The organism is Streptomyces sp. NPDC056480 (assembly GCF_042795405.1).
Classification (GTDB): domain Bacteria; phylum Actinomycetota; class Actinomycetes; order Streptomycetales; family Streptomycetaceae; genus Streptomyces.
In genome coordinates this window covers 1-3,733 of record NZ_JBHTSA010000236.1, presented here as the reverse complement: position 1 = coordinate 3,733, position 3,733 = coordinate 1, and the positions used below count along the sequence as shown (strand labels likewise).

General features: G+C 59.9%; 2 protein-coding genes. Both read left to right on the top strand.

The features are described from left to right. The first annotated feature begins 1,318 nt into the window (after positions 1-1,318). Positions 1,319-2,134 (top strand): ABC transporter permease, encoded by an 816-nt coding sequence (locus ACFQ79_RS40440; RefSeq protein ID WP_383593324.1) that lies wholly within the window; start codon positions 1,319-1,321, stop codon positions 2,132-2,134. A 96-nt stretch (positions 2,135-2,230) separates the two neighbouring features. Continuing rightward, complete coding sequence (locus tag ACFQ79_RS40435) at positions 2,231-3,118, top strand: NmrA/HSCARG family protein (protein ID WP_383593321.1); 888 nt, start codon at positions 2,231-2,233, stop codon at positions 3,116-3,118. Positions 3,119-3,733 lie beyond the last annotated feature (615 nt).

Here is a 3,733-nt window from a genome sequence, read left to right as displayed (position 1 = left end):
TGCAGGCCTTCGGCATCGCCTTCGACGGCCGCCTCACCAACAACCGAATCTGACCCCACCAAGCAACCCAGTTACACCGTTAACTGGACAGGCCCGGCCTCGGCACACCACACCCAACGGCCAACACCGATCAAAGTCACCGGTATTGCTCCTAGAGGTAGCCCCGCAATCACGTGTTCCAGGTCGCTCGGTTAAGCCCGTCTTGTGAGGCGCATCCACGTGATGTCGAAGTCGGTCGATCGGACAGCCGACCGCAGGGGCGCGATGATCGCGGCTCCCTTCTGTGCGGGACTCGGCGGGGATACTTCATGCCCGCCGAAAGCCGCTCGCATCCCTCTAGCGTCAAGCGATGAAACCCAGTACGAATTTTCCGTCAAATCCCCCGAGTCCCTGAATCTAAGAGCGCCTTGATTCTCTAATGTGCGCGGACTCCCAAAGGGAACATCGATGAGCTGCAGCGAACGCTCAACTTGTCCGAGAGTGTCGATCTAGCGAGTCACTATCGAAGAGTGCATGGAGCACTACCGTGTGTGATTCATGGTGGCCTAGATAGCGCCGCAAGGGGGCGAGTGATGATGGCAGAGCGTGCGATCAGTAGGCCGCCGCGGTAGCGAAGAGTGCTGAGTATGAATTACTCAATGCCGTGACGACAGGCATGCGAAATCATTCTTCCAGTGGATGGTGCGGGCATGTGGCCAGCTGCGCGCGTGAATCTCCATAGTTATTTATTCTGATGGTTTTCGAGGGATCAAGGCTTCGGTCCAGGAAATCTGAAACAGAAGCGAACTTCAGCGGCTGATGGACCAGGCACTGAAGGGGTTTGGGAGGTGAATCGCTTTGGCGTCGACCGACCATGCTGTGTATCAGGCATCCCGTACCACACCGCCCCGGTCACAAGCCCGCGTCGCCGGCCGCTGCTCATGGTAGAGATCCCCCGCTGTGGACCAGCTATCTCGGCAAGGTGTACGTGCAGCGGCTGATTCTCCCCGAGAGCGCCCCACTCGACTGGGCGCTGAAGCCACTGGGCTGAGCGGTCCGTGGGACAGACTCACTGCCTCCGTCTTGGTCGCGGCCGGGCTGGTACTCACCTTCTGGCTCAGCCTGGGCAACTGCATCACTGTGGAGATTGTCGGCGGCAAGACCTGGCTGATCGGCAAACTCGGGTACTCCACGGGTCACCCTCAGCCTGCGGCTCGTCGTCGTGCTGGGCACGACCACCGGTGGCCGTCGTCGCGCCTACCTGATCACAGCGCGCCGCATCAAAGCACCGCGCAGCCTGTGAATGGGAACATCCCAAGGCGGAAAGGACCACTCCCCGATGAACCTCTCCCGCCCGGCTCGGATCGCACCGCGCACCGCGGCTCGGCTCGGATCCGTGGTGATCTATTTGCCGCTGATGCTCGTTCTGATCCGCTCGCTCAGCCCGAACCAATCCGTGGGCCAGACCCTCCGTGGCCTTACAAGCAGTTGGGAGGCAACAGTGTGGACGAGCGACGGAGCGTGGCAGCCCTTGTGGGTCTCAGCGAAGATCGGACTTGCAGTGACAATGATCGCGCTCGCAGTCGGCTCGCTGATCGCGTTCATAATTCGGAGACGTTCTTTCTTTGGCCGGAAGACGATTCCGGTCACGATGGTCCTACTAGTGACGCTGCCAGGAATTGTCACCGGCGTCGCACTAAGTTCGGCCCTTGGCCCTTTCCTGACACCGGTTGCTGGCCCCGGACTCTTTATGATAATTGTGGGACACGCGATCTGCTATGTCGTGGTCATATTTAATAATATATCCGCCTATCTAAGGCAGTTGACGCCCTTGCGTGAAGCGGCGGAGGCCGACCTGAGTGCGCCGCGGATCTTCCGAAACTTTCAGTCTGTTGCCTTCCCGGCACTCCGTTCCGCGGTGTACGCGGGAGGGTTGCTTGCATTTGCGGTCTCGTGTGGTGATGCCCTTTTGGGTACTTTCGTTGCCACTGCAGGGCCGCGGACGCTGCCACTGTGGATTTCTGCGAGCATGACACGACCTCTGCAGGCGCCAATCGTGAACGTGGAAGCCGCCATGTTCGTCTTACTCTGTATCGTTCCCGTCTGCGTTGCCCGCAAACTGTCCCTTGGCAGAGCAGGTGACGGACATGTATGAGAAAGCCTCGTGGGGCACTCCTGGCCGACGAAAGATACCTCCCGCGGGTCTGCTTTCAGGGACCAGGCCCTGCGTCTGAGGAAGGAATTTCTGGCAATGTTGGACAGGAAAATCATTCTGGTAACCGGAGCTACGGGTGGTCAGGGAGGTGCTGTAGCGCGCGCGCTCATTGGTAGAGGCTGGGCGGTGCGGGCCTTGGTTCGTGACCCGGACCAAGGCCGGGCCAGGGACCTTGAGCTGCTGGGTGCCGAGTTGGCCGTCGGAGACATGGATGACCTGAATTCCTTGCTCTCGGCGGCACAGGGCGCATATGGTCTATTCAGCGTTCAGCCCGCGAACCTGGCGGACTCTCCGTCTGATGCCGAGGTGAGGCGAGGAATGAACGTAGCCGATGCCGCCGTGATAACAGGGATACGTCATTTGGTCTATAGCTCCGTAGGAGGAGCTGAGCGTCGCTCGGGCATCGCCCATTTTGATTCCAAGGCACAGATTGAGCAGTATATTGATGCTCTTGGCGTGCCCGCGACAGTGCTTCGCCCGGTGTTCTTCATGGAGAACTGGCCGTTAATGGTACCTCAGGTAAGGGATGGTGAGCGAGTAGCTCTTCTTGCACTTGACGCAGAAACCCCGCTGCAGATGATTGCTTTGAGTGATATTGGCTGGATTGCTGCAGCTGCGTTCGCAGACCCGGCTTCGTACATCGGCACGAAGATCGAGATAGCCGGTGACGAACTAACCGTGCGACAGGTCGGCGAGACGATCACGGAGGCCGGTGGAATTCCCACTCGTTTTGAGCGGCCTCCATCCGAAGCACTGAGAGGAGAAGCTGGAGAAGGGACTGCAAACATGTTCGACTGGCTCAACGAGAAAGGATTCCACGCCGACATCCTTGCGCTCCGAGCACGCTTCCCGCATCTGCTTACCCTCAGAGCATGGCTGAGCGCGAACTGGCCAAAGCCTACCGAGACACGGTCGCGTCCATGAACCAAGCGTCTGCCAGTGCCGACGACCGAGGCCGGTCAGTTCCAGAGGTTACCTGACCGGTGCTGGTGGCCGTGCGAGGACGGGCGAACGTCACGGTGCAAAGCCCTCGCCGCTCGGTTCTTGCCGGCGGCCATTTGATGTGCTGTGCAACGGCTGTACCTCGACCGCCGATCGCACTGGCCATCTGGCTGTCAACGACTTCTATGCGGCAGCCGATGCTCTCTATACAGACGCCGACGAGTCCTGGGCTCTGCCGATCTATGGCGGCCGCCCTGTGCTGACCGGCCCCTCCGATTCCCCGCTGAGGCTTCTGGAGCTGCCCGGTGCGTCACAGGCGCCGCGTTTCCTTACGGCTGTCTCTTTCGACGAACTGTGGAACGTTGTTGGTGCCAGGGTCAACGACCTCGGATGGGCCAGGCAGGAGTACCTCGAACATCATCGGGACCTCCAAGGATTCTATGGGCGGCAACTTCGGCAGGTCATGCCGTGGTCAAAACGGTGTGGGCTTGAGGCGTGGCTATGAAGTTTCCCCGTGATCCTGGACACGTCGTTGTTATGCCGCGAGGGTCTGTTCTCGCTGGTGTCTCAGGCGCGTTTCGTGTGGGGTGAGGTATC